We start from the raw sequence: 25,956 nt of genomic DNA, 5'->3' as shown, positions 1-25,956 counted from the left end.
CCGCTCCCTTAAGAATAGGGATCGGATGATCGCAGCTTTTTTAACGTTGTTGGCGGAGTGGATTCCTTGTATAAGTCGCAGCGGAACAAGCCCGCTATTTTTTTAAATGGTAAGGTACTGTGGTGATAATCACATCTCTCCGATAAAGTAAATGTGCGCGAATGAGCAAGCTGGACTGATTGTGCAGGAAGTTATGCCAGCCCTTCTTGGGGATGAACTGCGGTATGACAACGGTAACCTGGTAGTGGGATTCGCTGGCCTTCCGCTGCACGGTATCGATGAATTTGGTCAGCGGCTGAATGATGCTCCGATAAGGCGAGTGCAGCGTCACCAGCCGGATGTCCGGCTGCCACTTCTTCCATTTTTCCTGGAAGGCCGCCTCGTCCTCCCGCTCGAACGGCACGTACACCGCGATAATTTGTCCTGCTCCCAGTGATTTGGCATAATTCAGCGAGTTCTCCACCACATGCGTGATTCCCGCCACAGGCAGAATAATAACATTTCCCTCAATCGGCTTAACCGGCTCACAGGTCGTAATTCGCAGCTGGTCTGCTACGGCCTCATAATGTTTGTGGATTCGTGTGAAGATCCAAATGATCAGCGGCAGGAAAATCAAGACGGTCCACACTTGGGCGAATTTCGTGAAAAAGAAGATCATCGTCACGATAAAGCTAATGCATGCGCCGGTGGTATTAATGATCAGCTTGACGATCCATCCTTCAGGCTTTTCGCGAATCCACTTCACCATCATCCCTGTTTGGGAGAGGGTAAAAGGGATAAACACGCCGACGGCATACAGAGGAATCAGATGCTCGGTTTTGCCTTCGAAAGTCAGCAGCAACAGAATGGAGAAGAACCCAAGCATGATAATCCCGTTTGAATATCCCAGACGGTCCCCCCGGACGGTGAACATTCGGGGAATAAATTTATCCTTCGCCAGATTAACGGCAAGCAGCGGGAAGGCGGAATATCCCGTGTTGGCGGCCAGGATCAGAATGAGAGCCGTTGTTCCTTGGATAAAGTAATAAAAAACGTTTCGTCCAAAGGTATGCTCGGCAATCTGGGAAACGACAGTGACTTGCTCGCTGGGGCTAACCCCATAGTAATAGGCCAGGAATACGATGCCCGAAAATAACATTGCCAGCAAGGATCCCATCGCGACCAAGGTTTTGGCCGCATTATTCGGAGCGGGATCCTTGAAATTCGGGATGGCGTTAGAAATGGCTTCAACGCCGGTCAGGGCAGAGCTGCCCGAGGCAAATGCCCGCAGGAGCAGGAACAAGCTGAGACCGGCGACAGGCGTGCCGATCGGCGTATGAAGCTCTGGTGATGCATGGCCTGTAGCTATGTTGAATATTCCGACGCCAATCAGGATAAACAGCGCCAGTACAAACAAGTAAACCGGATAAGCCAATATGGTGGCCGACTCCGTAACCCCTCTTAAATTGAGTACGGTCAAACATAGAACGAACACGATGGAGATGGGCAGATTGTAGGCATGCAGTTCCGGAAAAGCCGACGTGATCGCGTCCGTCCCCGCCGATACGCTGACCGCAACCGTCAGGATGTAGTCGACCAGCAGGGAGCCGCCAGCGACCAATCCTGGATACATGCCTAAATTCTGTTTGGAAACCACGTAGGCTCCGCCGCCATGCGGATATGAGAAAATAATTTGTCTATATGATAGGATAAGTGCCAGCAATAAGATGAGGACCCCGACGGCAATCGGTATGGAATACCAATAGGCAGCCGCGCCAACGGTCATCAAGACGATCAGAATTTGTTCAGGTCCATAGGCCACGGACGACAAGGCGTCGGATGAAAGGATGGCCAGCGCTTTGGTTTTGTTCAGCTTTTGCTCGCCCAATTCCGCTGATTTAAGGGGTCTTCCGATGAGGAATCGTTTGATAGAAGAGAACATGTTTTTCACCGCCGATTAAGAATAGGTACATGATGGGAGCTGCTTGAAGTGAGTTCAATCGGTGTGCCTCATGTGCTGGACATATGGGCTATCTCCATTCCAATATTGATTTTTGGCAAACAAAAAACACAGGTTAGAACCCTGTGTTTGATCACAAGTTCACAACCCTCTCCATCAACGCTGACGAGGTTAGCTGTCGGATTCGGGCGGTGAGAGTCGCCCTACCTGATAATAGTCGCGGCGTAAGTACGCGCTGCATCAGGATTCACCCCATAGTATGGTTGACAGATCCTATAGGTATCCATCCATACGTGTGGTTCCCCCGCTTTCCCAATTGGAAATTAAGCGAATGTCATGTGAATATGAAGAATGATTTCGAAGCTGAATAGTATATTACGCCTGCTCAAATCTTTTGTAAAACACCCTCCAACGAAGAATAAAGCAGAATTATATATAAAAAATGACAGATAAGCGCTTACATAAATATGTAGCTTTGAGAGGCTTTGTTTTTTGCATGTTTGCTACAGAAAGCATGACTTTCTATGATGCGTAAGTGGCAAGTAGCCCAGATATGATGCGATAGACGCTGGATACAAACAAATTCGCCATGCCGGTCTCGGGGGAGGAGACATGGGCATGGCGAATTTTTTGGGAGTGGTCCATGATTTGGCAAGGAAGAGAAAGGGTCTGGGTTCCTCTTCGTTGCTCTTGATAGGAATATACCCGGAAGGAAGTAGAGTGAAACACCCGCTCAGAAAAAAATGTAAGACTTTACTGGAGCCCTGATTTTCTTTTAAGATAAGGGGATATGATTCAGCGTGTACAAGGGGGAATGGACGAAATGACTCAAGCGATGATTCATCAGGAGAATGGTGTGTTTCCGGCGGTATGTCCGTTGGATTGTCCCGATACTTGCGGTCTGCTGCTGCATAAAGAGAATGGAAAAATCGTGAAGGTTACCGGCAATCCGGATCATCCGATGACGCAGGGAGCCATCTGTAATAAAGTCCGCAATATGGCACATCGGGTGTATCATCCCGAGCGCGTGCTTTATCCGCTGCGGAGGGTAGGGCCCAAGGGTGAGGGGGCTTTCGAGCGGATCAGCTGGGATGAAGCGATTCAGGAGATTACCGGGCGCTACAAGAAGCTGATCAAGGAATATGGCTCCGAGAGCATTCTACCATACAGCTTTTACGGCAATATGGGGATATTGAGCGTGGACGGTATGGATCGGAGATTCTTCAACAGGCTGGGCGCCAGCCGCCTGAAGCAGTCGATCTGTAATTCCGCAGGCACTGCGGGCTGGAAATCCGTAATGGGGTTTAATGGAGGCACCGTCCCGGAGGAAACCGTTCATGCCGATGTCATCATTGTCTGGGGCGGTAATATCGTCAGCACCAATATGCACCAAGTAGTGCTGGCAGAGAAAGCACGCAAGGCCGGTGCCAAGGTCATTGTGATTGATGTTCATAAGAACCAGACCGGGCAATGGTCGGATTGGTTCATTCCGCTGTTTCCGGGCACGGATGCGGCACTGGCGGTCGGCCTCATGCACATCATGTTCCGAGATGGCATGGTGAATGAGGAATTCCTCCGGCAGTATACGCTCGGGCATGAAGCCTTGCGTGAGCATGTCAAAGACTATACGCCGGAGCATGTATCCTCCATTACCGGCATTCCGGTAGAGGATATCGAGAAGCTGGCCGAGCTGTATGGCCGGGCCGGTACTTCTTATATTCATATTGGTAACGGTCTTCAGCATCACGACAATGGCGGCTTGACGGTGCGCAGCATTGCGGCGCTTCCGGCCTTGACCGGACAATGGCTGAAGCGGGGCGGAGGGGCTGCCAAGTCGAATGGTGGCTACAACAGCATGGACAGCGATGCACTGGAGCGTCCGGATCTCCGGCCGAATCCGGATGCCAGGACCATTAACATGAACCGGATCGGCGAGGTGCTTGCCATGACCGAACAGCCGATTAAGTCGGTCTTTGTCTATTGCAGCAACCCGCTGGTTGTCGCTCCTGACAGCGGGCGGGTGCGCGAAGGGTTTGCAAGGGAGGATCTGTTTACCGTCGTACACGATTTGTTCATGACGGATACAGCCAAGTATGCGGACATCGTGCTTCCGGCAACCTCCTCATTTGAGAATACGGACCTGTTCGCATCCTACTGGCATCAGTATATCCAGCTGCAGGAGCCGGTCATTCCGGCGCTCGGGGAGAGCAAGAGCAACGTGGAGCTGTTCTCCTTGCTGGGCCGGGCCATGGGGTTCACCGACCCGGCCTTCCATGAGACCGAAGAGGAGATGATGGCAAGAGCGCTCGACTTCCCGGACAACCCTTATCTGAACGGCGTCACGCTGGACAAGCTAAAGGAACACCGCTATGTGAAGCTTGACATGACGCCGCTTGAAACATATCTGGATCGTTTGCCGACGCCTTCGGGCCGGATCGAGCTTTACTCCGCGAAGTTGGAGGAAGCAGGTCTTCCGCCTCTTCCGACTTACGTGCCCTTGAAGGAAGGATATGACGGTGTAAGGCGCGGCCGCGGGAACAGATACCCGCTTATGTTCATTTCGCCGCCGAACCACAACTTCCTGAATTCGACCTTTGCGAATGTGGAGAAGCATCAGAAGTTGGAGAAGGAGCCTGCCCTGCAGATTCATCCGGCGGATGCAGAGGAACGCGGTATAGTGGACGGAGACATGGTTACGGTGTACAACGACCGTGGAACCTACGAAGTCCGAGCCAAGGTGACGGATAAAATGCTGCCGGGCACCGTAGTCAGCCAAGGCTTGTGGTGGGAAGGCGAAGGCAGGAAGCAGCGCGCCAATGCCCTTACACCCGACAGGTTGTCGGATATGGGCGAAGGAGCTACCTTCTTCTCAACGGTGGTAGAGGTCAGGACTACAATAATCGGTGCTTAAAGATGAATACAAAGACTGTCTTGAAGGTCTATATGACCTGAAGGCAGTCTTTTTTTCAAGGGTTAGCATCCTTGTCGCGCAAGAAATACCTCTGCCAAATAAGGTCTGTTTACTGAGAAAGTACGTCGATAGACGGTTATTTTAATTGGCTGGAACGGATGAAACATTCAGGTAGAAGTATAAAAAATCGGGCTTTTATTATATAGCTTCAATATATTTCCATGGGTAGAATGGTACTAAGTCAATTGCAAGCGGTTTCGAAGTCGCAGATTTCAGAGAACCGGCATGTATTTACATCAATTTGTAACAGGAGGATAAATATGCCGCAAGCTACTACAGAACAGCAACCATCACCCATTTCCCGGCAGCCAAAGGTCCATAATAATAGCTTATTTAGGCGCTTAATGAAGCAATGGGATGTTCAGCTGATGGTTATTCCAGGAGTTATTCTGATTTTCATTTTTGCCTACCTGCCGATGTACGGTGTAATCACCGGATTTATGGATTACAGCATTTTTACTGGTTCACGGATTTTTGAAAATCCATGGGTGGGCTTTAAACATTTTGAGGCTTTTTTTAATGCCCCAGAGTTTGAGAGGATTATTCGGAATACGATTGTAATCAGTTTACTTAAATTCTTTATTGGTTTTCCGGCACCGATTATTCTCGCACTGATGTTGAATGAAGTTCGACATATGTTTTTCAAAAGATTTATCCAGACTATTACCTACTTGCCTCACTTCTTGTCCTGGGTTATTGTCGCGGGATTTGTAATTGCAATGCTCTCCACAGAGAATGGTAGTGTTAATATGCTGCTGCAGAGTGTGGGGGCCATTGATGAACCGATCAACTTCCTTTCTCTAAAACAATATTTCTGGACAATTCTGATTTCGGCTAACGTATGGAAAGAGATTGGTTTTAACTCGATTGTATATCTCGCCGCCATAGCCAGTATTGATCCGGCTCTGTATGAAGCTGCAGACATCGACGGGGCTAGCAAGACAAAGCAGATCTATCTAATTACGGTTCCTTCGATTATGCCAGTCGTTATCATCTTTATGATACTTGCAATCGGTAGACTGCTCGATGCAGGATTCGAGGATATCTTGCTGTTGGCCTCTAACCCTGTATTAAGGCCGGTAGCCGACGTTGTAGATACCTATGTTTATCGCGTCGGCCTAGGAGGAAATCGCTATTCTTACGGGATTGCCATCGGACTCTTCAAATCGGTCATCGCTGTCATCCTGCTTACGATCGCTAACTATGCGGCCCGAAGATCCGGTAACAGTCTATGGTAATAATCAGTAGCAATCAGGAGGTACAGCATGCTAAAAAGAATTAGCACTGGTGACAAGATCGTGCTTGTCTTGATCTATACATTTCTTACTTTATTGGCCTTTTCAGCGCTTTATCCATTCTGGAATGCTGTGGCCGTATCCTTTAACCAGGGTGTAGACACCGCTAAAGGCGGGATTACCTTCTGGCCTCGGGAATTCACACTGGAGAATTACAAAATTATATTAGATGATGACCGATTGGCTAATGGATTCTTTATATCCGTTAGCCGGACCATAGTCGGAACCGCAACGTCAATATTTATGACCGCCCTTTTGGCATTCGGAATGACTCGTACCTATTTGATCGGTCGGAACTTTTATATGGTGTTCTTGGTATTTACGATGTATTTTTCTGGAGGATTGATTCCGTCTTATCTCCTGATCCGTTCGCTTGGTATGATGAACTCTTTCTGGGTGTTTATTATTCCAACCTTAATTAGCGTGTGGAACATGATTATATTCCGAACCTTCTTTAAAGGTCTCCCTGTTGGTTTGGAAGAGTCTGCTAGTATTGATGGCTGCAGCAACTGGGGAATGTTCTTCCGGATTATACTTCCGCTGTCCGGTCCGGTAATTGCAACCCTATCATTGTTCACAGCCGTAGGTCACTGGAATGATTGGTTCTATCCTAGTATTTACATTACTAGTGATAATTTGCTTCCAATACAGACGATATTGCGGCAGACGCTGAATGCCAATATTGTAACGAATTCAAACTCAGTACTTGATAGCGCTTCTGTTATGTTAATGGAACGGTCAAAACAGATCACCTCCAAATCACTCACAATGGCGATGATGATTGTAGTGACACTGCCAATCGTTCTTGTATATCCTTTTGTGCAAAAGTACTTTGTTAAAGGTGTTCTTGTAGGCTCGCTGAAAGAGTAGTTTTAAGAACGGTTTAAGGCGAACAGCTTTGAACATATATATTTTTAGATTGAGAGGGGTTTAGTACATGAGAAAGACAAGAAAGTCTTTGCTGTTGATGGTATCTTTGATTTTCGTACTGGTCACAGCTCTGGCAGGATGCGGCGGCAAATCAGCTGAGCCAGCTCCAGCAGCACCGCCTGCAGCTAACGGCGATAGCGGCGAGAAAACGGACCCGCCAGCAGAAGGCAGTGATGAAGGCAAGTGGGTACTTGGCGAGAAGCCGCTTCAGTTTTCAGCTTATGCTCACTATGAAGGAACAGACTTCCCTAAGTGGGAAAGCGTTCCGCTTGGTAAGTATTTAAGTGAAGAGAAGCAAGTGAAAATCGATGTAATTGCGGCTAATGGAGCACATAAGCAAAAGCTGAGTGCAATGATTGCATCTGACGATCTCCCTGATTTGATCTGGACAGACCGTGACGAACCAATGATTTTAAGCCTTCAAAAAGAAGGTAAGCTCGTTGCATTCGATCCTTGGTTAGATAAATATCCTAACCTGAAAACATGGATGGGCGATCTGGATCTGCTTCGTGCTGACGATGGAAAGATTTACAGATTCCCTAATTGGTACTCATCTAATCCTTATGGTACTGCAGGTTATGTTGTTAACAAGAAAATTTATGATGAGTTAGGTCAGCCACCACTTGAAACAACTGACGATTTGTATAACTACTTGAAGATGGTTAAAGACAAGTATGGTGATACAATTGTTCCATTCGAACCGCACCGGGCGCAGGATAGACAAGGACTTGGGGTATTATATACGGCATTTGGAGAGCAATTAAGCTATTCGAACTTAAAAGCAAACTTGCTTGCTGTTCCAAAGGATGGAAAACTGACTCCGTTACTTACAGATCCAACATTCCGTGAAGCTCAGAAATATATCGCTAAGCTCTACAGAGAGAAACTTATTTCTCAAGATGCATTTAGCCAAACCGAGGATATGGTTAAAGAGAAAGTAATGACGGGTCGAGTGGCTGTATTTGCAGGTTCAAGCCCGACAGATATCGCAGCAAAAGCACAGATTGAATTAACGAAGGACGATCCAAATGGCGGTTATTTCATGATTTGGCCTATTCATAAGCCAGGATTGGATAAGAACAAGATTACTGCAGGTACTTACACGAGCTTTGGATGGAACGCTGCACATATTACTACAGCAGCCGAAGATCCAGAGGCAATCTTCGCATTCCTTGACTGGATGACAGGTCCAGAAGGTATGAACGTTCAATTCTTCGGTCCAGAAGGTAAGAACTGGAAGGGATTCGATGAGAATGGTCAACCAAATTTCACAGAAAATTATGATAGAGAAGAAGTAACAAAAATCTCAGCTGAGAATAGCCCGTGGCAGCTCGTAGGTAATACGAGTTATATTGACCCTGCTAAGTGGAAGTATATGTCGACCCTTCCTGCTGAAGAACAGCAGTGGGAAGTGCGTTACCAACAAACGGTTACTTGGCCGACACAATTAAACGTTACTGAATTTGTTGGTCTTGATGCTCCTCCAAACTCAGATGAAGATATTATTGCCAAATCTGTGGATGAATTGTTCCTCGAAATTTATGCTAACTCCGTTATGGCGAAGAGTGATGAAGAAGTAGATCAAATTCTTGATCAAGGAAACAAGAGTTTGATGGATCTGGGTTACCAGCAGCTTCTTGATTACCGTACAGCTAAGTGGCAGGCAAATCTTGAGAAACAGAATAAATAATCTTTAATCGAACAATCGTAATGAATCATCCCAATGAGTCCCTCGGACTCTGTGGGATGATTCTGTTTTAGTATCGATTACCCTTGTTTTGTATCCGTTAGTTCATTATGTATAGTATGATATGAAAATAAGGCAAATTTTTACAATTGGCTAGGGGGATTACCATGTACAAGGTGCTGCTCGTAGATGATGAGGAACTAGATTTGGAAGGTATGAAAAGGTTCATTCCCTGGGTTGATCTGGGCATGGAAGTAGTAGATGGTATTAATAATGCATTATCGGCATGTGAGATCATTAAGAATAAGGACATTGATATTCTAGTCAGCGACGTTAACATGCCCTATATGTCCGGTCTTGAGCTTGCACGTATTGCATTAGAACATAAACCGAATATACGAATTATATTTGTCAGTGGATATCAGGAATTTAGTTATGTTCAGGAAGCGTTGTCTCTGAAAGCTTATAGCTATGTGCTGAAGCCAATGAACGACAAAGAACTGATCTCGTCATTGCTCAAAGTGAAACGGGATCTTGATGATGAGTTGAAGCATCGCGAAGTAGAGATGGCATACCATGAGATGATTCCCATTGTCAAAAGTGATTTTCTCATACGTTTGCTTGAACGGGAAGAATCAGAAGAGTCAGAAGAATCGTTGACAATGATGAGCTTTTCATATGAATTCGACCAGTTGAAGTGGCCAATCCGCATCGCTGTTATGGAGCTCGATAACGTATCATGGCGCCAAGCGGGTAGTCTTTCTTCACAAAGGGAAATGGCGAGGATATTCTTGCAGCAAATTCAGGAGGCTATCGCGGAAATGGGCAAGCTGCTATATTGCAAGCTGTCAACTCAACGGGTAGCGATATTGCTTGAGGATTCCGATGTCATTCAAACGGTAGACGCATTGATAGATAAGCTTCGGCAGCATTTGACAATCTCGATCACGACAGGGCTGGGCGAACCTGTCCATACCTTGAACCAACTCCAGATTTCATACCGGCAAGCGGTTGAAGCTGTGGAAGGCAAAATGTTTTTAGGCAAGGGAAGCGTGATTAAGTACGAAGACGTCAGTGCCGAGCCGGGAATGATCGACGCCAAGATTCTAGATGAGCGTATGACTGTTCTCCTGAATGCGATGGAGAAATATGAGCTCGTTCAGATTTGTGATGAGCTGGAGAAATTATTCGGTTCCATTGGAAGTCTGCGCTCACGATTTACCGTACATAATATGTCAAATTATATTATTTGGAAGCTCGAGCAATATTTAAGCAGTAGAAACGAAGATTTGTTTGAGCTGCTGGGCATGGAAATTCATCATCTGGATATTCTGATGCAATTGGAAACCGTTAGCGATATTCGCTCCTGGTTTATACAGCATATATTCGAAATTTCTGAAAGATTGTACGAGAAATCCAATTCGAAGGATAGCAAGTTTATCCGAAGTGTAATCCAAACCATGCGGGAACGTATGAGCGAGAATATAACGATAAAGGATATCGCACAACATTTTTCTTTTTCGCCTAGTCATATCGGATTTCTAATTAAAGAAAAGTCAGGAAATACGTTTAATGAGCTACTTGTGCAGATGCGCATGGAAAAAGCGTGCGAATTGCTGAAGGAGCCCGGTATCAAAATATACGAGGTCGCCAATCAGGTAGGATACCGCTATCTTCCTTATTTCAGCCGCCAATTTAAAGAAAAATTCGCAATGACACCGATGGAATATCGAAAGAGAGAATTGGGATGAACAATCACTGGATTCTATCATCCAGAACAAATGGCAAGAAGTTGGGATATATACCTATCGGCTACAAGCTCATGTTGACCTTTACAATATTTATATTGCTGTTGGTTTTCGTGAACTTTTATATTTTACATTCTATGTATGATGAGACGATGCGCAAACAAACCCGGGTTAATATCCAGGGGACGCTCAAGCAGATTCGAGATAACGTAGCCTATAAAGTGGACGATATCGTTCAAACATCGGCGACATTGTACGATGATCCTACATTGATTCAGAGCGTCCGCAGGAATTTATCGGGCACGGATAATCATATCCGCATGAGCAATATCATTCTTCCGAAGCTGGAGAGCGCTGCAAGGGCGATAGGTCTTAATTTAAGGCTATCTGTCTATTTTCATAATCAAACGGTGTACGAGAGATATAAAAATTGGGACAACGAGAAAAATCAAGATTTCAACGAACAAACGTATGATATTTACCATATGACTCGAATTTCCAGTGAGTTTTGGTATTTTACACTACCGGAAGAGAAATATAATTCAACGATGATATGGAGGCAGGTAGGAGAGGATGAACGGGATGGGCGGATCTCGATGATTCGACGTTTGGTGGATATGAATAATCCACTCGAGATTAAAGAAATGGGAATCATGCGCTTCAGTGTTCGCTTGTCGCAACTGTTCGATAGTGTGGATTACACGAAGCTTGGCGAAGGAAGTATGTTATCGGTACTGGATCCCTACGGGAATGTGGTGTTTACTTCCGGCCCATTCGTTGAACATAACACAACCCGCATCAAGGCAGAGCAGTATGCTGCTTTGGCAGCAAACGATATGAAGAATTATTTGATCATCGAAGAAGATTTGCCGCAGAAGAATTGGAAGATTGTTGCCCAGGTTCCGCTGAACATTATTGAACAGGAAGCGAAGAGGGTACGAACCGTTTTGATTGCGATTTGCATCATCTGCGTAGTGTTGTTTACATACACGGGGTATGTTATTTCCCAGTCTTTCTCTAAGCGAATCCTGAAGATTGTAGGGGTACTCAATGCATTTCGGGAAGGGGATCTGCATAAACGGATCACTTATCGGGGCAAAGGGGAGTTCCCTCAAATTGCGAATGCCTTGAATGCGATGGGGGAGGATATCGAAGCGTTAATAAAAGAAGTGTATTTAACCCAACTTCAAAAGAAGGAAGCCGAGCTTGAAATGCTACAATCGCAGATCAATCCTCACTTCTTATACAATACGCTATCATCCATTAACCAACTTGCGAAATTTGGCGAGACGGAGAAGCTTCAGAATATGGTTGTGCAGTTGGCCCAATTTTATCGACTCACATTAAATTCAGGAAGAATATTGATACCCATAGCATTAGAGATTGAGCAGGCCAATGCGTATTTGGATATTCAAAAGGTAAAATATGGTCAGCGTATGGAAGTCACTTTTGATATCGATACGAATATATGGCCTTACGAGACTATTAAACTGATTTTGCAGCCCTTCATTGAGAATGTACTGAAGCATGCTTGGAGTGGAGATCGAATTCATATTCGTGTTTCAGTTAAGAAGGAAGGCGATGATATCCTGTACCGGATCATCGATGACGGCCTTGGCATGAAGCAGGGGAGAATCGATGAAATATTCGATCCCCGGGATAACAGCCATATGGGCTGCGGGATTCGAAACATTGACCAGCGAGTGAAGCTGCATTACGGGAGCGAATATGGCGTGTCCATCTTCAGCAAAGTTGGAATCGGCACTTCGGTTCAAATACGCATTCCTGCAAGATCAAGAAATTCAAACCCTGATAAGAAGGCGTCGGGATAGATGGGGGGTGTGAATCAAGGGGTTATTTGAGAATTGGGGATCCGCTATTTAGCGTCCTGTTCGCTGTTATGGTAAAGCGTCAATGAGTGTGCTTGCTAAAAATGGATCTCTCAAGCGATACTAGGATTTGGGCGATAAGAAATGACAAGCAATGTTCATTCTTACAGGATTATAGGAGCATCATAAAGATGGCGTTCGCCTCTTTCTTCAAGAAGAATTATAAAAGCCCGCATGGGCTTTTTTTTAGGTTAAATACGTAATTATACTGCTGCGAGGCTGCTGGGAGATAATAAACATGAAATGGTTGGAGCAGTACCCTAGGGAAGTAAAAGGTTTTCTTGTTGCAAGTCTCGTTGCCTCTGCAGGCGGGTCCTTGATGTGGCCGCTGACAACGATGTATGTCTTTGATGAACTGGGACGCAGCATGAAGGATGCAGGCTTTGTCATTCTGATTCAGTCCATGGGGGGAATCGTCGGTCAACTCCTTGGCGGCGCGCTGTACCACCGGGTCGGGGTGAAAAAGCTCATTGTGGGCTCGCTGCTGCTGAATGCCCTCGGGTTGTTCACCCTTCCGTTCATTAATGGATTATGGGGCTTGTTCATCGCTATGATGGGTTTCATCGGATTCTGTAACGCGGTGTCGATGCCGGCTATTCAGGCATTTATCGGCTTTCGGTTTGCCGATCGGCGGGGAGAATTGTTTAATGTCATTTATGTCGCGAATAATATAGGCGTAGCCTTGGGAACGGCCATGAGCGGTTTCCTGGCTGAGATTTCCTATCATTTAAGCTTTGTCTTAAACGGGGTCACATCCTTAGGATTTGCGATTTTCTTCCTGTCCTACCTGACGAAGCTGGGTGGAACGGACGTATCGCAAGGGGCCCATCATCCGCAGCCTAAGAGTCCGCTGCCAGCGGGTCCCGGGGCTTGGGCATTGCTCGGGAACACCCGAATCTATCTCTTTATGGGAATGGGTTCCCTGTTCTTGTGGTTCGGGAATTCCATCTGGAATACAGGGGTGTCTCCATTCATCATCTCGGAGGGAATGTCCAAGACAGCTTACGGCTATTTATGGACGCTGAACGGGATCCTGATTTTTGCCGCACAGCCGCTCACGAATGCCATCAAGCGCTGGGCGGCCCGTACGGAGAGCAGTCAGATGACGGCAAGCGCGTTGTTCTATCTGGCAGCTTATGTCGTTATCGTGACGGTGCACAGTTATCCGGGCATGATCTTCGCGATGGTGCTGGCTACATTGGGTGAAATGCTGATTTCGCCTGCGATTCCGGCTTTTATCTCGGAGCGTGCAGGACAAGCCGCACCGTTCTATATCGGCGTGACAGGCGGCATGGGTGCTGCAGGCCGGGTGATTGGGCCTTATGCGATGGGAACGATGTATGACGGCGGCGGGCTGACGCCGGTGGCATGGTTGGCAGCAGGTGTTGCCGTGCTGTCAATCCTGTCATTTGCGGTACATGGCCGGCTTAGTAAGGGCATCCCGCTGCATCATGACGGTCATGACAAGAATGCAGGTCACCTTAACGCCTAGCCCAGGTTTTAAAAGTTGAAATAATTGCAAGATATAGGATTTAGCAGCAGGCCTACTTCGGAGCTTGCTGCTTTTTTGTCTACGGTTCAAGGCTTACACCACTTGTCAAAGAAACGCCTTACAAAAAAAATAAAAAGGATATTGAAATCGCTCTCAGGGGGAGCTATAATGAACTTGTCGAAACGTTTCAAAAGGAAATGCGTTTTTTGAAGTTATCAAGCAAGCAATCTATTTATTATGAATACGCAAGAGCATGATTATCCCAATGATAACCATGAAAAGGTGCTTTATAGGGGGAATGAAGAGACAGTAGGATTATAGAAATAACCTTTATCCGGCGTCTTTATTTTTTCGAATAAAATCGAAACGTTTCGAAGTAAGTGCTTTCAATTGGATTTTGTATTACGTTTCGCATGGTGGTAAACATTAAAAACGGGGTGAATGTAGAATGAGAAAAAAATCAATATTGTGGACGTTGGCAGCATTGCTGATGTTCTCCGTCGTATTAGCCGGATGCTCGGGCGGGTCTGAGAAAGCAGACGGAGGTAGCAAAGGCGGCGAGGGCAAGAAAGAGCTGAAAGTTTGGTTGATGGGTGACACAACAGATGAAACTCTGATTAAGGCATATGAAGAGAAGAACCCAGGCGTTAAAGTAAGCGTTCAATTGATTCCTTGGGGCAGCGCGCATGATAAGCTGCTAACAGCCGTTGCATCCAAAAGCGGCCCTGACGTTGTGCAAATGGGAACAACCTGGATTCCGGAATTTGCTCAGGCTGGAGCTTTGCTCGATCTGACGCCTTATCTGGAGCAGTATCCAAACTTGAAGCAAGAAAACTATTTTGACGGTGCTGTGCAAACCATGAGTTATGATGACAAGGTTGTCAGTATCCCATGGTATGTGGAAACGCGCGTACTGTTCTACCGTACGGACATTCTGGCTGAGGTAGGCTATCCGGAAGGTCCTAAGACTTGGGATGAAATGAAGGATGCCGGTAAGAAACTGGCAGCTAGAGGGGACGGCAATTACGCAATCACCATTGATGCGAAAGATATGAACTATCTGTCCATGTTTGCTTGGCAGAATGGAAGCGATATGATCGATGCGAACCGGGCACCTCATTTTAACGAGCCGGAATTCATGGGAGCCATGGAATACCTAAAGAGCTTCTACGACACGGGTATGACGCCGCTTACCAGTGATTTGGATCTGTTTGCCGCATTTAAAGACGGACAATTCCCGATGTTTATCAGTGGTCCTTGGATGATTCAAGGCGTTAAAGACAAAGCGCCTGAAATTGAAGGTAAATGGGCTACGACAACACTTCCAGCTAAAGAAAACAATGCATCGTTCCTAGGCGGAGCGAACATGTCGGTATTCAATACAACCGAAAATGCAGATGAAGCCGTTAAATTCATCTCCTTCATGAGTGAAAAAGAATCACAGCTGACCAATTATGATGTGGCCAAAAACCTGCCTGCTGTTAAGAGTGCATGGGAAGACCAACGCTTTGAAGATCCGATTTTTGCTACCTTTGGTAAACAGCTCGAAAGCGCTAAACCTGTTCCGTTCATTAAGGAGTGGGATGCTGTCTCCCAAGAAGCCATTGCCGCTTTTGAGAAAATTACCCTTGGCGGAGCTGACATCAAAGCAGAAATGGATCTTCTGAATCAGAAAGCTACTGAAATTCTAAACAAAAAATAAGAGTGCGTCTTCACGCAGCCCGGCTTGTTTCTTCGAAGGATGAAACAAGCCTGACTGCTTCCAAAGGGCGTTATTCTTTCATTGAGAAACCCACACTTGCAGGAGGTGAATGACATTGCAGAACTTTATCAAGCGCTTTAACCAATATAAGTATCCTTATATGTTTATTGCGCCCGCACTGGTGCTGCTTCTGACGTTCTCAATCATTCCGATCATCATTGCGCTTGTCATCAGCTTCACAGATATTGACCTTGCTGGTCTCGCTAATTATTCAAACATTGAAGGCGTTGGCTTCGATAATTTTATGAATGTATTTAAAGATCCGGTCTTTCTGAAATCCATGTTTAACACCATGTTCTATGTTATTATCGGAGTTCCGCTTGTCGTAATGCTTGCCATGGGCGCTGCATTGCTGCTTAACTACGGCACGGGATTGTTGTTTAAAACATTCCGCGTCGTGTATTATATGCCTTCCATTACGAATATTGTGGCGGTCGCGGTTGTTTGGGGTTACTTGTATAACAGCCATTACGGCCTCTTTAACCATATATTGTCCTGGTTCGGAGTTCCGGCTCAGCAGTGGCTGACAGATCCGGCACTAGCCAAGCTATCGCTGATTCTGCTGGCCGTATGGAAATCCATCGGACTCAACATGATCATTTTCCTGGCTGCGCTGCAGGGCATTCCACGCTCCTATTATGAAGCTGCGGAAATTGATGGAGCGAGCAAATGGAAGAAGCTTCTATATGTTACAGTACCGCTGCTTAGCTTTGCGACCTTCTTTGTCACCATAACGACATTGATCGGCTGGATTCAGTTCTTCGAAGAGCCGCTGGTTATGACCAAGGGCGGCCCGCTCAATTCAACGATGTCGATGGCTCTCTTTATTTATAACAATGGCTTCCAGCTTAGCAATTTTGGTTATGCGGCTGCAGGATCGTTTGTGCTCTTCATTATCATTATCGCTGTAACGGTCGTACAATTCGCAGTCAAGAGAAAAGATGTCGAATATTAAGGTTCAGGTTCAAGCGATGTTCCTTATCGTAACTGAAGGAGGCTCAGGGTATGGCAGCTAAAAGAATTGAGAAAACAATCATGACGGTGCTGCTCATTGCAGGGGGACTGCTGATGATGATTCCATTTATCTGGATGATCACGTCCTCATTCAAGCCGGAAAATGAATTTACGGCGGTTCCGCCAACGTTATTACCGAAAGAATTTACGGTTAAAAATTATGTGGATTTATTTACGAAGCTGGACTTTATTGTATACCTGAAAAATACGCTTATCATTGTATTCTGGTCTTTTGTCGGTCTGTTCCTCAATGCGCTTGCAGGATATGCATTCGCTAAATACGAGTTCCCTGGCAATAAGAAGCTTTTCTATCTCGTGCTGGCAACGATGATGATTCCGGGACAGGTTACTATGATTCCAGTCTACCTGCTGATTAATGCCATGGGATTGACTAACACGATGGCGGGTATTGTGCTGCCTGGCCTGGTCGGAGCATTCGGTATTTTCCTCTTCCGTCAGTTTATGTCCACAATCCCGTCGGATTTGATTGAAGCATCAAGGCTGGATGGAGCGGGAGAGCTGCGGATTTTCTTCCAGTTGATTGTTCCGATCACGAAGCCCGTATTTGCTGTACAGGGAATCTTAGCGTTCATTGGCGCCTGGAACAGCTTCTTGTGGCCTCTCATTATGGCAAACGATCAAAAGCTTTATACGCTTTCGGTGGGTCTGCAGCTTCTGAAAGGACAGCATGGATCTGATTTCGGCCTCCAGATGGCAGGCGCTGCATTTATGGTTGTTCCGATTATTATCGTATTTTCTTTCTTCCAAAAACATATTATTGAAGGATATACGATCTCTGGCATGAAATAAAATAGATAGAGTTTCTTAAGTAGTAGAAGGGGCGTAAGGAAATGGCAACGATAAAGGATGTGGCAAAGCTCGCTGGAGTCGCCTTGTCAACGGCTTCATACGCGTTAAGCGGCGACAGCAGAGTGAGTTCCAAGACAAGATCAAAGGTGCTCGATGCAGCAAGGCAGTTGAATTATCGGAAGAACGGATTTGCCATGGATTTAAAGCGGAGCCGCACCAAGACAATCGCTCTTATTCTGACGGATCTATCCGGCCCTTATTATTCCGAGCTGATCCGAAGTGTGCAGGAAGTCGCTTTAACCAATGGATATGATCTGATCGCCTGCAGCTCGATAGGGGGCAGAGATTCAACGGCGGTTAAATTTTTGAGAGAGAAAAGGGCGGATGGTGCCATCATACTTGCACCTAATATTCGGGATGAAGTTCTGATCGAGACCTCCGGTCCCCAATTTCCGATCGTCGTGATGGATCGTCCATTATGCAGTGAATACCTGGTGAATGTGCTGGTTGATGGAGAGCAAGGAGGGTATACGGCTACCCGTTATCTGCTTGAGAACGGTCATCGGCATGTGGCGTACATCAGCGGTTCATCGGATTCGTACGATAATCATTTGCGTTATCAAGGGTATTTACGGGCACTTGCCGAGGCGGGGCTGGAGGAACAGTCGAAATGGCGTCTCAGTGGCAACTTCGTGCGCGAGGGTGGTTACAATGCGACCAAGATGATGATCATGCAGGGGTCGCTCCCGTCGGCCATATTCTACGGCAACGACGAGATGGCCATCGGAGGATTGAAGGCTTTTGAGGAGAGTGGCATATCGGTGCCTGATGATGTATCCGTCATCGGATATGACGATATTCAATTAGCTGAATACGTGAATCCGCCTCTAACCACCATCAAGCAGCCCAAGAGCGAGGCGGGATCGCTTGCAGCCCATTTGCTGTTTCAGATATTGGGCGGCGAATCCGTGAAGCAGTCTTATATGCTGACGACTGAAATGATGGAACGGGCATCTGCAGGGAAGAGCAAAGTAGAGAATTAATAGACCGGATTGGAGATGAGGAACTTGGCATGGATCACGTGTGATTTTTATTCCGAAACACTGAAACTGTCTACCGGCATCGAGGTTTTTATACCGCAAGCCGCTTTGATGCCGTACGGTTCTTCTTCGAAACTGCCGGTGCTTTATTTGCTTCACGGCCGAGGAGCGGATCAGACCGAATGGATGCGCAGATCGTCCATCGAACGATACGCCGAGAATAAAGGCATCGCGCTCGTGATGCCGGGCGTCGGACGAAGCTATTATATGGACATGGCAAACGGCTTGCCTTACTTTACCTTCCTGAGCGAGGAGCTTCCAGAGCTCGTTCCATCGTTTTTTCCGGTGTCCGGACGAAGGGAAGATACCTTTGTCGCCGGAATTTCGATGGGGGGTTACGGAGCGTTCAAGCTGGCCATGAGTTATCCGGATCGATATGCGGCGGGCGCAAGCCTGTCGGGTGGGCTGGATCTTGTCAGTCGTGCTGCAGGGCTGGGCTTTCAGGAGCAAGAAATTCGAACCCTCTTTGGCCGTGTCGATAGATTACGGGGGAGCCGGGACGATTTGTTGTTTTTGGCCACGGAATTCGCGGCATATACAGGCGATAAACCGTTGTTGTATCAGTGTTGTGGGACCGAAGACTTTTTGTACAACGATAACCAAACCTTTAGACAATATGCGGACAGCCTGGGGCTTCACATCACCTATGAGGAAGAACCCGGTGGTCATGAATGGGGATATTGGGACCGTAAAATTCAGCGTGTGCTGGATTGGCTGCCCCTGCCCTGATTTTTTTTCGTCCGCATGTATAGAAACGTTTCGATTATATGCGCAGATGAGCGCTGATTCCCTAGTTTTTTAGAAAGTTAATTTTTAAGTAAAAATGCTTATAAAATATATGATTTTTAGGAAAACATGGACCGCTTCGGGAGAAATCAAAACGTTTCGAATTAACTATGAAGTGAACGGCAACAACAAAGGAGGATGGGAAATGGCAGACCAACAACTACTTTCTCTGGTAGAGCAGATGACGCTGGAGGAAAAAATTGCGCAGCTTATACAACTGGCCGTCCCTTTTTTCGAAGGCGCTCAAGAATCAGGGCAGATTACAGGACCGATGGAGTCGCTTGGTATCACCGATGAGATCGTAAGCAATGCCGGCTCCGTGCTGGGTTTGGCGGGTGCGGAGGAAGTGATAGCTGTCCAAGAAGCGCATTTGCGCAAGAATCGATTGAAAATTCCGCTGCTCATCATGGCCGATATCGTGCACGGCTTTAAAACAATCTTCCCGGTGCCGCTTGCCATGGGGAGCTCTTGGGACCCTAGCCTAGCGGAGCGGAGTGCGGAAATCGCCGCCCGTGAAGCGTCGGTATCCGGCCTGCATGTGACATTTGCGCCGATGGTAGACCTGGTGCGCGATCCCCGCTGGGGACGCGTGATGGAGTCGACTGGTGAAGACCCTTATTTAAACAGTGAATTTGCCAGAGCCTTTGTCAGAGGTTTCCAAGGGGATGATCTGAGCGGCGATCTCAATCGGCTGGCCGCTTGCGTGAAGCACTTTGCCGCATATGGAGCAGGCGAAGGCGGCCGCGATTACAACACGGTGGACATGTCCGAGCGTCAACTGCGGGAATATTACCTGCCTGCGTACAAGGCTGCGCTGGATGAGGGTGTTGAGATGGTCATGACCGCCTTTAATACCGTGGATGGCATGCCGGCTACGGGCAATAAACGGTTGATGCGCGATGTGCTGCGCCGCGAATGGGGTTTTGACGGCGTGCTGATCTCCGACTGGGGTGCGGTCAAAGAGCTGATTCCTCACGGGGTAGCGGAGGACGAGGCAGAGGCCGCGTTAAGAGCGATCGAAGCGGGCGTGGACATCGAGATGATGACTTCCAGCTATGTTCATCACTTACCGGACATGGTACGCGAAGGCCTGGTAGACGAGAGTCTGATCGATGAAGCGGTGCTGCGTATTCTGTCATTGAAAAAGCGTCTCGGTCTGTTCGAGCGCCCTGTGCGGGGAGCCGATCCGCAGGCGGAACGGGAGATTGTGTTCTGCGAAGTGCACCGTCAGGCGGCCCGGGAGGCTGCGGCTAAATCCTGCGTGCTCCTGAAGAACGATTCCTTGCTGCCGCTGCGCGGTGAGCAGCGTGTGGCTTTGATCGGCCCGTTCGGTGCCAGCGGCGATATTCTTGGGCCATGGTCCTGGACGGGCTCGAAGGAAGATGCGGTGACCCTGGAACAGGGACTGCGCTCCAAGCTATCTTCCGGTGCCCTCACGGTAGCCGAGGGCTGTAACGTGAACGTCATGACCGGGCAGCAGCTGGATGAGGCGATGATGGCGGCGAAGGAAGCCGACGTGATCGTGCTTGCGCTGGGCGAGGATTCCGAGATGAGTGGCGAAGCCGGCAGCCGTGCGTTCATAACTCTGCCGGAGCCGCAGCTCGAGCTGATTCGGCATTTGAAAACGCTGGAGAAGCCGATGGTTGCCGTATTGTTCAACGGTCGTCCGCTGGATCTGCACGGCGTGCTGGATGAGGTCGATGCCGTACTGGAAGCCTGGTTCCCGGGAAGTGAAGGCGGAGCGGCCGTAGCTGCCCTGCTTATGGGCGAAGCGAATCCTTCCGGCCGGCTCAGCATGTCGTTCCCTTATTCCGTTGGGCAGGTGCCGGTATACTATAACCATTTTAATACCGGCCGTCCGAAGGATGCGCCCGATGCGCAGGTACGCTATGTATCGCAATATTTGGACATTCCAAATGAGCCGCTGCTTCCGTTTGGATTCGGCCTCAGTTATACGGATTTCCTCTATGGGAGCATGAACTTGTCGGCGGAAGAAATGTCCCCGGATCAACCTCTTGAAGTTACGGTTTCGGTAACGAATGCCGGCGATATGGCCGGTGAAGAAGTTGTCCAGCTGTACGTCCGGGACCGATCCGGTGAGGTCGTTAGACCCGTCAAGGAGCTGAAAGCCTTCCGCAAGGTGCTGCTGCAGCCGGGCGAACGCCAGGAAATCACCTTTACGCTGACCGAAGAACAGCTGCGGTATCATCATTCGGATCTGTCCTTTACCAGCGATGCGGGTGAGTTCGACGTCATGGTCGGAAAGAACAGCAGGGATACGGAGACAAGACGTTTTCAGCTTCGGAAATAACACGACTAACATCATTTATGCAGAATAGGAAGTGAAACTTGTGACAGCCAATCAAGTAATGCACGATGCAAAAGTTGTACTCCAGGCAGGAGAATTGACGTTTTCCTTTTTGCCTAGCGGTGATCTTTATCAAGCCACTTACGGCACGACGATGATTAATCAGCTGCTCTCCAATTCGATTGATGGCGCCCTCAATAATTTGTTTCTGAGAATCCATACTGAAAGCGGTATTGAGGCCGTTCCTATGCTCGGAGTACACTCCAACAGCGTGGTCACTCATGCGGATAACCGGATGATGTGGGAAGGCAGCGTCAAGGGAGTAGATTATAAGGTTCTGTTTACCCCAACGGATACCGGCGCGTGGTTCTGGGACATTCAGCTCCAGGGGGAAGGAATTCTAGCCGACGTCGTGTATGGACAGGATATCGGCATCGCCCATCCGGGCGCCGTTCGAACCAATGAAGCATATTTGTCCCAATACATCGACCATGCTGTATTCGAGCAGGAAGGTCTGGGGTATGTCGTGTGCTCCCGTCAAAATCAGCCGCAGGGAGGCGTATTCCCCTATCTCCAACAGGGAGCGCTGACTTCTGCGGTCGGGTATGCAACGGATGGCTTTCAGTTTTTTGGCCTTTCCTATAAAGAGACGAATCAGGCGGAGGCTTTATCCAAGGAGAGCCTGCCGAATGAGGTATATCAATACGAGTTTGCCTATACGGCCCTGCAGTCCCCTCGCGTACCGCTTAGTGGCACAACCCGGTTCGTATTTTACGGCTTGTTTAAAGAGAATCATCCGGATGCAGTCACGACACTGGAATTCCAGGATGAGCTTCAGGCTGCATGGCAGCAGGTTGAAGCGTCCCGCTTGACGGAGACGGGCAATCCGCTGCCTCGGATCGAGCGATCCGAGCGTTTCGGGGAGCCTCTGCGCACATTGCCGCTGACGGAAGACGAGCTGAACAATTTGTACCCTGTACGCCGCCAAGAGGAGCGTGACGGGGAAGAACTGCTCTCGTTCTTCACGGATACTTATGAACATATCGTCATGAAGGAGAAGGAGCTTCGCGTAGAGCGTCCACATGGCCATATCTTGATGAGCGGCAACAATGTGAAGCTGGGCAGTCCTGTCATTACGACAACCTCTTACATGTATGGTGTGTTTAATTCCCAGCTGGTGACGGGGAACACGAACTTCAACAAAATGATGAGTCATGCGCGGAATGCACTGAACGTGCCTAAGACATCCGGTCAGCGGATTTATGTGGAAATGGACGGCGAGTATCGTCTTCTGACGATGCCATCCGTGTTCGAGATCGGCTTTAACTATGTGCGGTGGTACTATAAGACCGAAAGCGACATGCTGATCATCACCAACTTCACGTCTGCTGCGGCATCGGAGGTTACGCTTCAAGTCCGTTCCGAGAGCAGAAGGGCTTATCGTTATCTGGTCACTATGCAGATCACGATGGATGTCAACGAATACGAAGTGCCTTATCATATGGTTCAGGAAGACGGTAATCTGACGTTCCGTGCCGATTCGTCTTCACTCAGTGCTTCTGTGTACACAGATTTGCATTATCGTCTTGGCGTGACGGGAGCCGATATGCAGGTTAAGGATGAAACTTGTCTGGCAAGCAACACCGCGTCTGGCAGTGCTTCCTTAACAGTGCTTGAGCTTGGCGAGAGTGCGGAATGGACCATGACCGTACAAGGCAGCCTTGATGCAGCGAACGTTCCTCTTGCGGCGCGGGAAGCTGATGAAGAGATTGCAAGCTACCGCTCATTCTATGCGTCCGTCATGAACGGGTTCCATCTGAGTCTGCAGAATGGACAGGAAGATGGCTTGTTCAAGGTGAATGCGCTCGCCTGGTGGTATACGCATAACATGCTCGTTCACTATTCGGTACCGCACGGTCTGGAACAATACGGCGGCGCTGCGTGGGGAACGCGCGATGTGTGCCAAGGGCCTGTTGAATATTTCATGGCTACGCATAAATATGAGCAGGTACGCGATATCCTGCTAGAGGTGTATTCCCACCAGTATGAGGATGACGGAAATTGGCCGCAGTGGTTCATGTTTGATCAATATGCCCATATTCAGCAGGAAGAGAGCCACGGCGATATTATCGTATGGCCGCTTAAGGTGCTGGGCGATTACTTGGCCGTCACACATGATTACGACATATTGGATTCGGTTGTTCCTTACACCAGAAAGCACAGCTTCGATTTTACGGAGCAGACGTACACCGTGCTTGAGCATGTGAAGAAGCAAATGGCCTATATTCAAAATCATTTCCTTCATGACACTTATCTGTCTTCTTATGGAGACGGGGACTGGGATGATACGCTTCAGCCGGCGAACGCGCAGCTGAAGCAGTTCATGGTCAGCAGTTGGACGGTAGCTTTGACCTATCAGACCTTGAACCAGTTCTCCCGCGTTATGGAGCGTGTGGACCAAGCGATGTCCGATGCGATAGGGGACCTCGCGGAAGGAATCCAGCAGGATTTCAATACGTATATTCTGAATTCTGAAGTGATTCCCGGTTTTGTCTATATGGAGAGCAAAGAGCAGAGCAAATTCCTGCTGCATCCGTCCGATCAGGAAACGGGAATCCAGTACCGCCTTCTTCCGATGACGCGCAGCATGATTAGCGAGCTGCTGACGCCGGAGCAGGCAGCAAGCCATTATGAGATCATCCGTGAGCAGCTGTTCTGTCCGGACGGCGTGAGATTGATGAACCGTCCAGCCGTATATGCCGGGGGCGTTAGCACGCACTTTAAGCGGGCGGAGCAGGCGGCGAATTTTGGCCGGGAGGTTGGTCTTCAATATGTGCATGCGCACATCCGTTATGTAGAGGCGATGGCCAAGCTCGGCAAGAGCAGTGAGGTTTGGAGCGGGCTTGAGTGTATTAACCCGATCGGCATTACAGAGGTTGTGCCAAATGCGGAGCTGCGTCAGAGCAATGCGTATTTCAGCAGCTCGGACGGGAAGTTCAACACGCGCTATGAAGCGCAGGAATCGTTTGATGCGCTGCGGAGCGGACGCGTGCCTGTCAAAGGCGGATGGCGGATTTATTCCAGCGGCCCGGGGATCTACATGAACCAGCTGATTTCCAATGCGCTTGGCATTCGCGAAGCGGGAGGAGACCTGGTGATTGATCCGGTCCTGCCGAAGACGCTGGATGGCCTGGAGTTCCAATTCAATTATGCGGGGAAGGCGGTAACGTTCATTTATCACGTGGATCGCGCCGAGCGGACCCGTATCACGATTAACGGGCAGGATGTGGTAGCGGATGCCATCCGGAACCGATACCGTACAGGCGGCGTTCGTATTGCAGGTGCGGATTTCAAACGATTGGCCGGAGAGGGCGACACCGGCTGTGTCGTGGATATTTACGCCTCTATTCATGAACAATAAATCTTGACCCGTGAAACTCGTCTGCAAGAAGGCTAACTGGTCTGATATAATAGAGGGAATGGTTATCAAAGCGAGGGATGGCGATGAAGACCCGGCAAGAGACATTGACCATCCGGTTCTCCGAGATGAAAGATGCTGCTGCACTCATGGAACTCGACGAACTGGTATGGGATCGCAACACGGCCCCTGCCCCATTGGAGTGGACCTCAAGAGAACATTATCTTCTGCATTGTCCGCCAGGCACACAGCTCGTGGCGCTGCATGAGGAAGAACTGTGCGGTTACATCGGATTCCGGTCGCCCACAAGTCTTCACAGTAATCGTCATGTACTGGAGCTGAACATAGCGGTTCACCCTGCTTATCAACGGCAGGGCATCGGACAGCGGCTGATCGATGCCGTGAAGGATATGGCGCGCGTGGAAGGCATTTCGAAGCTGAGGCTGCGGGTGCTGTCCAGCAATCCGGGCGCACTCTCTTTTTACAGGAACTGCGGGTTTCAGGAAGAGGGCAGACTGACTCAGGAGTTCTACGTGGATGGACGTTACGTCGATGATATCTTAATGTGTTGCTTCTTATCATGATCACATCATGATATCCCTCTAGGCCGGTTAACGGGCAGCAGAGAGATGGAGTTATAGGTTTGAACAGTCCGGCAGCTTGCCGGGCTGTTTCGTATGTTAAGGTCAATCAGGGATTTCTGGTTGGCCTTATGTTATTTGGCCCGCCGCTTAAATGGCTTCTGGACAAGGGCACAGGCTATTGCATATAGTAGATGAAAAGAAAAGAAGGCGGAGGTTATTTTCC

Annotated in this window: 16 protein-coding genes and 1 riboswitch; of the genes, 15 read left to right on the top strand and 1 reads right to left on the bottom strand. The window is 48.3% G+C overall.

The window, feature by feature from the left end; genetic code table 11:
* Window positions 1-94: 94 nt before the first annotated feature.
* On the bottom strand, window positions 95-1,921 hold the full coding sequence (locus ACOZB4_RS15845) for an APC family permease (RefSeq protein ID WP_379409806.1): 1,827 nt from the start codon (window positions 1,919-1,921) through the stop codon (window positions 95-97).
* Window positions 1,922-2,083: 162 nt separating this feature from the next.
* Window positions 2,084-2,279: riboswitch (cyclic di-AMP (ydaO/yuaA leader) on the bottom strand.
* A gap of 483 nt (window positions 2,280-2,762) precedes the next feature.
* Between ACOZB4_RS15845 and ACOZB4_RS15840 the strand changes: the two genes are divergently transcribed.
* From ACOZB4_RS15840 to ACOZB4_RS15770, 15 genes are all read left to right on the top strand, one after another.
* Complete coding sequence (locus ACOZB4_RS15840; RefSeq protein WP_379409800.1) at window positions 2,763-4,850, top strand: molybdopterin-containing oxidoreductase family protein; 2,088 nt, start codon at window positions 2,763-2,765, stop codon at window positions 4,848-4,850.
* 320 nt (window positions 4,851-5,170) lie between these two features.
* On the top strand, window positions 5,171-6,148 hold the full coding sequence (locus ACOZB4_RS15835) for an ABC transporter permease (protein ID WP_379409798.1): 978 nt from the start codon (window positions 5,171-5,173) through the stop codon (window positions 6,146-6,148).
* Window positions 6,149-6,175: 27 nt separating this feature from the next.
* A complete protein-coding gene (locus ACOZB4_RS15830; protein WP_076323937.1) occupies window positions 6,176-7,075 on the top strand; it encodes a carbohydrate ABC transporter permease in 900 nt (299 codons plus the stop codon).
* Window positions 7,076-7,142: 67 nt separating this feature from the next.
* Window positions 7,143-8,825, top strand: a complete 1,683-nt coding sequence (locus ACOZB4_RS15825; RefSeq protein WP_213647061.1) for an extracellular solute-binding protein — start codon at window positions 7,143-7,145, stop codon at window positions 8,823-8,825.
* A 164-nt stretch (window positions 8,826-8,989) separates the two neighbouring features.
* Window positions 8,990-10,573 carry a response regulator gene (locus tag ACOZB4_RS15820; protein WP_379409789.1) on the top strand — a complete coding sequence of 528 codons (1,584 nt, stop codon included), beginning with the start codon at window positions 8,990-8,992 and terminating at the stop codon, window positions 10,571-10,573.
* Window positions 10,570-12,402 carry a cache domain-containing sensor histidine kinase gene (locus ACOZB4_RS15815; protein WP_379409787.1) on the top strand — a complete coding sequence of 611 codons (1,833 nt, stop codon included), beginning with the start codon at window positions 10,570-10,572 and terminating at the stop codon, window positions 12,400-12,402. The genes ACOZB4_RS15820 and ACOZB4_RS15815 overlap by 4 nt, the downstream gene beginning before the upstream one ends.
* A 295-nt stretch (window positions 12,403-12,697) precedes the next feature.
* Window positions 12,698-13,951 carry an MFS transporter gene (locus tag ACOZB4_RS15810; RefSeq protein ID WP_379409783.1) on the top strand — a complete coding sequence of 418 codons (1,254 nt, stop codon included), beginning with the start codon at window positions 12,698-12,700 and terminating at the stop codon, window positions 13,949-13,951.
* 448 nt (window positions 13,952-14,399) lie between these two features.
* Entirely contained in the window at window positions 14,400-15,653 is a 1,254-nt protein-coding gene (locus tag ACOZB4_RS15805) for a sugar ABC transporter substrate-binding protein (protein WP_076323942.1), read from the top strand.
* 109 nt (window positions 15,654-15,762) lie between these two features.
* Window positions 15,763-16,668 (top strand): carbohydrate ABC transporter permease, encoded by a 906-nt coding sequence (locus ACOZB4_RS15800; protein ID WP_379409776.1) that lies wholly within the window; start codon window positions 15,763-15,765, stop codon window positions 16,666-16,668.
* A gap of 50 nt (window positions 16,669-16,718) precedes the next feature.
* On the top strand, window positions 16,719-17,537 hold the full coding sequence (locus tag ACOZB4_RS15795) for a carbohydrate ABC transporter permease (protein WP_379409770.1): 819 nt from the start codon (window positions 16,719-16,721) through the stop codon (window positions 17,535-17,537).
* Window positions 17,538-17,578: 41 nt separating this feature from the next.
* Window positions 17,579-18,580 carry a LacI family DNA-binding transcriptional regulator gene (locus tag ACOZB4_RS15790; protein ID WP_076323945.1) on the top strand — a complete coding sequence of 334 codons (1,002 nt, stop codon included), beginning with the start codon at window positions 17,579-17,581 and terminating at the stop codon, window positions 18,578-18,580.
* Window positions 18,581-18,604: 24 nt separating this feature from the next.
* Window positions 18,605-19,366, top strand: coding sequence for an alpha/beta hydrolase (locus ACOZB4_RS15785; RefSeq protein ID WP_379409764.1), 762 nt, complete (start codon window positions 18,605-18,607; stop codon window positions 19,364-19,366).
* 202 nt (window positions 19,367-19,568) lie between these two features.
* Window positions 19,569-21,734 carry a beta-glucosidase BglX gene (bglX, locus tag ACOZB4_RS15780; protein ID WP_379409761.1) on the top strand — a complete coding sequence of 722 codons (2,166 nt, stop codon included), beginning with the start codon at window positions 19,569-19,571 and terminating at the stop codon, window positions 21,732-21,734.
* A gap of 40 nt (window positions 21,735-21,774) precedes the next feature.
* A complete protein-coding gene (locus tag ACOZB4_RS15775) occupies window positions 21,775-25,152 on the top strand; it encodes a GH36-type glycosyl hydrolase domain-containing protein (RefSeq protein ID WP_379409758.1) in 3,378 nt (1,125 codons plus the stop codon).
* An 83-nt stretch (window positions 25,153-25,235) separates the two neighbouring features.
* Window positions 25,236-25,733 (top strand): GNAT family N-acetyltransferase, encoded by a 498-nt coding sequence (locus ACOZB4_RS15770; protein WP_379409748.1) that lies wholly within the window; start codon window positions 25,236-25,238, stop codon window positions 25,731-25,733.
* Window positions 25,734-25,956 lie beyond the last annotated feature (223 nt).

The sequence above is a fragment of the Paenibacillus sp. NPDC058898 genome, from assembly GCF_049316025.1.
Taxonomy (GTDB): Bacteria; Bacillota; Bacilli; order Paenibacillales; family Paenibacillaceae; genus Paenibacillus_AQ.
The sequence above is the reverse complement of the archived record's forward strand: the minus strand, read 5'-3'. Positions and strand labels throughout refer to the sequence as shown.